The sequence below is a fragment of the Thiohalocapsa sp. genome, from assembly GCF_019695415.1.
Taxonomy (GTDB): domain Bacteria; phylum Pseudomonadota; class Gammaproteobacteria; order Chromatiales; family Chromatiaceae; genus Thiohalocapsa.
The window spans coordinates 1-4,629 of sequence record NZ_JAIFKJ010000473.1 but is presented as its reverse complement, the minus strand read 5'-3'; the positions used below and the strand labels follow the sequence as shown (position 1 = coordinate 4,629).

Sequence of the window (4,629 nt, the reverse complement as noted above, 5' to 3'; positions counted from 1 at the left end):
TGTTTGTATGTTTGCGTGTGGATGTGTTTTTGTTTTTTCTGGATGCGGGGACCACCGGGATGTAAACTGGGTCGCGCGTGGGCAGCGTCAGAGGTGGATAAGGGACAGGTTCACGTGCACGACGGCGGGGTCGAAGGGCACGGCGAAGAAGGTCAGGAAGTCCTCGGCGCTTTCCAGCTCGTCGAGGGCGTCGTCGAAGTCCTCCAGGGTCTCAGGCGGCGCGATGCTGGTCATGGTGGGTCTCCGGGCTGTGATTGGCGGCTAGGGTCGAGCGTCAGTGCGCTGGCGCTCGGGTTAGGAAGACTCGGCCTCTGGACTGTTGGATTTGGCGGCGCCGCGGATCCAGCGTACCTTGTCGCCGTGCGCGGCGGCCTCGTCGCGGCCGACGGCGTCCTCGGCCCAGCGCAGCAGTGCGGCGGCGCCGAGCCGGTCTTTGCGGTCGAACTGGACGACCTTGGCCAGGCGCTCGCGGGCCTCGGCGGGGCGGCTCAGGCGCAGCAGCAGGTATCCGGTGCCTTTCAGCGCCATCAGCAGGAAGCGCGTCAGGGGCATGGACTGCTGCACGGCGTGGCCGAAGCGGGCCTCATCGAGGCGGCGCCAATCGGTGTCGATGCCGAGCTCGCGGGCGGCGACGGCGATACAGCGCTCGGCGACGTCCAGCGCGTCCGCGCAGCGGTGGCGGTAGAAAAAGAACCGATACAGGGCCACCAGCACGGTGAGATGGTCTGCTGCGAGGATCTGCGCGCGCATGAGCCGCTGCTCGGCGGCGTCGGGATCCTCGGCGTAGAGATCCGATGCCTGCGTGATGAGCGCGGCCGCGGGCGCCGGCAGCGGGCGCTCGAAGTACATTTCGTCGACGACGATGTCGAGCAGATCCATGGCGCTTGCGTCGGTTCCGGAGCGGCGACTGGCGACTTGCCGGCCCTCAGGCAGGGTCTGTCGCCATTGCCGTGCCTGTTGCTGCCGGCACCGGCGCGCTCGCCGCCAGCTCGTCCAGGAAGCGGCGCAGATCGGCACCCTCAGGCGCATGCTTGGTCTGCGTCACGAAGCGGCGCACCAGCGGCAGCAGACGCTCGGCCTGGGCATCGTCGATGGCCGTGGCCAGCAGCGAAGCATAGGCCATCTGCACCGCGTGCCGGCCGGAGTGCTTGCCGAGCACCATGCGGTGGCTGCGGCCCACCTCGGCGGGATCGATGCCCTGGTAGTTGTGCGGGTCCTTGAGCAGGCCGTCCACGTGGATGCCTGCCTCGTGGGTGAAGGCGCCGTCACCCACCAGGCTCTTGTGCCAGGCTACGGGATGGCCGGAGGCGGTGGCGACGAGCTTGGACAGGGCCTCGAAGCGGGTCAGGTCGACGCCGGTGTCGATCTGGTGCACGTGCCTAAGGCCCACGACAACCTCCTCCAGTGCCGCGTTGCCGGCGCGCTCGCCCATGCCGTGGACGGTGGTGTTGACGTGGGTGGCGCCGCCGCGCACCGCGGCCAAGGTATTGGCGGTGGCGAGACCCAGATCGTCGTGGGCGTGCATCTCGATCTCGCAGCTGCAGGCGGAGGCAAGGTCATGAATGCGCTCGCAGGTGCCGAAGGGGTCCAGTAGGCCCACGGTGTCTGCAAAGCGCACGCGGCGGGCGCCGGCGCGCTGTGCAGCGTCGGCCACCTGCTTAAGGAAGTCCGGGTCCGCCCGGGAGGCGTCCTCCATGCCGACGCCCACGCTCAGACCCAGGTCCAGCGCCGTGGGCACCAGCCGTGCGATCTGCGCCAGCACCCAGTCGCGGTCCCGGCCGAGCTTGCGGGCGATCTGCTGGTCCGATACCGGCATGGACAGGTCCACCAGCTGCACGCTTAAGTTCCGGCAGGCGGCGATGTCCGCCGGCAGCATGCGGGCCCAGACCATGAGACGGGCGCCCAGGCCGAGATCCGCCGTGGCGCGGATGGCCTCGCGCTCTTCCTCGCCCATGGACGGGATACCGACCTCGAGCTCCGGCACGCCGAGGGCATCCAGGCCGCGGGCGATGGCGAGCTTTTCTTCCAACGAGAAGGCGACGCCGGCCGACTGCTCACCGTCGCGCAACGTGGTGTCGTTGATGGTGATCAGTGTCCGCGGCGGGCGGTGGCTGGCGGCGGCTTGGCGCTGCATCGGGCTCTGCATCGGCCTGCTCCACGAAGAGATTGCACGGAGTTCAAGCAAGCCCCGGGCCAGCCGCTCAGATCCCTTGGAATCAGCGGTCTAGCCTGATGCTGTGGTGGTCGGTGGGCGCTTTGCGACAGCGCCGGCAGGCCGTTGTCGGGGATGCGACGTGGATGGGCTGTGACCTGAAGGGTGCTGCGTTTTGAGCGGGTCAACAGCCGATCCGACTCGGCGAGGTGCGCAGGACGCCCGGCTGGTTTCCGGCAGATCTTCAAGCCCCGGCTCACCTTGGGTCAGGACCTCGGCGTTGCTCCAGGGTGTTCGAACCCGACGTTGTATCGTGCAGTGAGTATTGCGGGCGCGTCACCCTGTACCTGCCGCCCGCTGCAGCTTATGCTTCGGCTCAAGCTCGCTGCGGTGTCCTGGCCGCGAGCTTTGCTGGTGCTGCATCGACTGTGCTGGGGCCCCGACGTGCGGAGGGCACTTGCGCAGCGGCACTGGAGGCCAACGACGCCACAGGAGGCAATGCTTGATGATTGTGTACCATCGATGGGCTTGGGGCGTGCTGCTGACGTCTGCAATTGTCGCGGGCAGGCCCGCGTATGCGGCATGCGAGGGCGACGCTGCTAACGGTTTCACGTGCACTCCGGCCGGGCCTGTCGCCATCGGCGCCGTTTTCGCCGCCGACAGCGGCGATGCGCGCCGGAACATCTCAATCACCCTGGTCAACGAGCTTCTCGAGGAGGAAGGAGAAGAGATCGGGCAGGGCGCGGGCGATGCGCTGGGCTTCGATCTCTTCGCCTCGGTGCTCTATGGCAACACCGACCAGGACACGAGCAATATACCCGGGTACGAGAGCGATACCTGGGGCGGCACCGTTGGCGTGCGCTGGCGCGGTGTCGAGTGGTTCGCCGGGGCGGCGGTGGACTACTCCACCGAGGATGCCGACTTTGACAACGACGCGGGCGGGCTCAATACGGACGAGCTGGGCTTCCAGGTCTTCGGGACCTGGCTCCCGGCGGCGGTTCCGGGACTCTTCGCCACGGCGGCCGTGCGGTATGCGAGCCTGGACATCGACACTAGCCGCAGATTTGTGTCCGCACCGGACAGCACCTTCAATGCGGATCTGGTGAATGTCGCCAAGGGCAATACCGGTGGCAGCCGGCTCAGCCTGCTCGGCGGTGCGGGCTACAACTGGGTATTGCCGGCACAGACGGTCCTCGTTATGAGCGCTTGGCTCGCGTACAACGACTACGCCATCGATGGCTATCGGGAAACTGGGGCGCTGCCCCAGTCAACTGATCTGGAGTCGGGCAATCTCGTCTTTGCGGACGACGACTATTCGACCCTCGATGGCATGCTGTCTCTGGGTCTGTCGCGCACCTTCCCCACAAACTTCGGGCGCATCGTGCCAGAGCTGTCTTTCAGTTATGTGCATGAGTTCGAGAGCCCGACCCGCACCATCGACGCGGCGCTGGTGGACGTCCTGCCCGAGGATCCGGAAAACCGCAACATCAGCTTCCGTACCTATGAGTCGGACGAAGACTACTTCCGCCTTGGCGCCGCCGTTACCGCTGAGCTGAACACAGGCACCAGCCTGTTTCTCACCTACAGCGGCACCGCGGGCCATGACCTGCGCCAGGAGCACCTCGTGACGCTCGGTGTGAATCACGCATTTTGACTCTCACTGACTGCCTCGGCCCCGCGGTGCATCGAGGCTCCTCAGTATCCTGCGCCAATGGGCGGACCAGCCGCTTCGGTGACCGGTATCGGGCAGCACCCGCAGGGTGCTGCCCAAGCGCTGGGCCGCCGGCCGTAGAAGAGCGACCGGCACGTTGCTGTCTCGCGCTGCCGCGTAGTGGGCTTGCGCGATCCGCTCAGGGAGTGCCCCATCTGCCAAAGGATTCATCGAGCCGTGGAGGGGGCTGAGCCCATGGTGCGCGGTCCAGGCGTCCGGATCCAGATTGCCTGCCAGCGTGATCACGTCCGTGACGTTCGGTAGTCGCCGCGACAGCAGCACCGCCAGCGCGCCCCCGCCGCTGTGACCCACCAACCGCAGCGGCCGTCGCTCCGGGTTAAGTCGGCGTAGTGCCGCCGCGAGGCTCGTTACCACGGCGTCGCCATAGCGTGCCTTGGTCCAGATGGCGGGCTCGCAGCCGGGGGCATCCGCGAGCCCGTGGTAGCAGGGTCGGCCGAGCAACAGCCGCGGCGCTGGATCCAGGGCCATCAACGCAGGTATGACGGGATGACGCGGTGTTGGGTCCGCAGCGGCCAGTGACCGGCGTACATACGGGCGTCCGTCACCGGTGAGGTAGACATGCAGTGACGCCGACTCATGCATCGCCGGCTGTGCCCTGGGCCGGTACACCACATGGATGAAGGGATCGCCCGCCACGGTCTCGCGGATCAGCCCGTATCCTTCCGCGATCGCATCGAAGCCTGTTGCGCTGCCGGCACAACCGGCGCAGCAGATCATCGATGCGAGGTACGTCGCAGCAACTGCT

5 protein-coding genes are annotated in these 4,629 nt (G+C 67.1%); 1 reads left to right on the top strand and 4 read right to left on the bottom strand.

What is annotated here, in order from left to right; translation table 11 throughout:
• Window positions 1–87 precede the first annotated feature (87 nt).
• The 3 genes from I6U14_RS13270 to nifV are packed head-to-tail and all read right to left on the bottom strand — an operon-like array spanning window position 88 to window position 2,134.
• Window positions 88–234: a nitrogenase-stabilizing/protective protein NifW gene (locus I6U14_RS13270; protein WP_296900000.1), complete on the bottom strand. Its 147-nt coding sequence runs from the start codon at window positions 232–234 to the stop codon at window positions 88–90.
• A 60-nt stretch (window positions 235–294) separates the two neighbouring features.
• Window positions 295–879, bottom strand: coding sequence for a hypothetical protein (locus I6U14_RS13265; RefSeq protein ID WP_296899999.1), 585 nt, complete (start codon window positions 877–879; stop codon window positions 295–297).
• 46 nt (window positions 880–925) lie between these two features.
• A complete protein-coding gene (gene nifV, locus I6U14_RS13260) occupies window positions 926–2,134 on the bottom strand; it encodes a homocitrate synthase (RefSeq protein WP_296900001.1) in 1,209 nt (402 codons plus the stop codon).
• 523 nt (window positions 2,135–2,657) lie between these two features.
• Here nifV and I6U14_RS13255 point away from each other — a divergent pair.
• A complete protein-coding gene (locus I6U14_RS13255; protein ID WP_296899998.1) occupies window positions 2,658–3,806 on the top strand; it encodes an autotransporter outer membrane beta-barrel domain-containing protein in 1,149 nt (382 codons plus the stop codon).
• A gap of 3 nt (window positions 3,807–3,809) precedes the next feature.
• Here the strand turns inward: I6U14_RS13255 and I6U14_RS13250 are convergent.
• Window positions 3,810–4,629 (bottom strand): alpha/beta hydrolase (locus tag I6U14_RS13250; RefSeq protein ID WP_296899997.1); only part of this gene is annotated, 820 nt, incomplete at its 5' end.

Coding starts and splice junctions, on each gene's coding strand:
- I6U14_RS13270 (WP_296900000.1), bottom strand. CDS start 234: ATGACCAGCATCGCGCCGCCTGAGACCCTGGAGGACTTCGACGACGCC.
- I6U14_RS13265 (WP_296899999.1), bottom strand. CDS start 879: ATGGATCTGCTCGACATCGTCGTCGACGAAATGTACTTCGAGCGCCCG.
- nifV (WP_296900001.1), bottom strand. CDS start 2,134: ATGCAGCGCCAAGCCGCCGCCAGCCACCGCCCGCCGCGGACACTGATC.
- I6U14_RS13255 (WP_296899998.1), top strand. CDS start 2,658: ATGATTGTGTACCATCGATGGGCTTGGGGCGTGCTGCTGACGTCTGCA.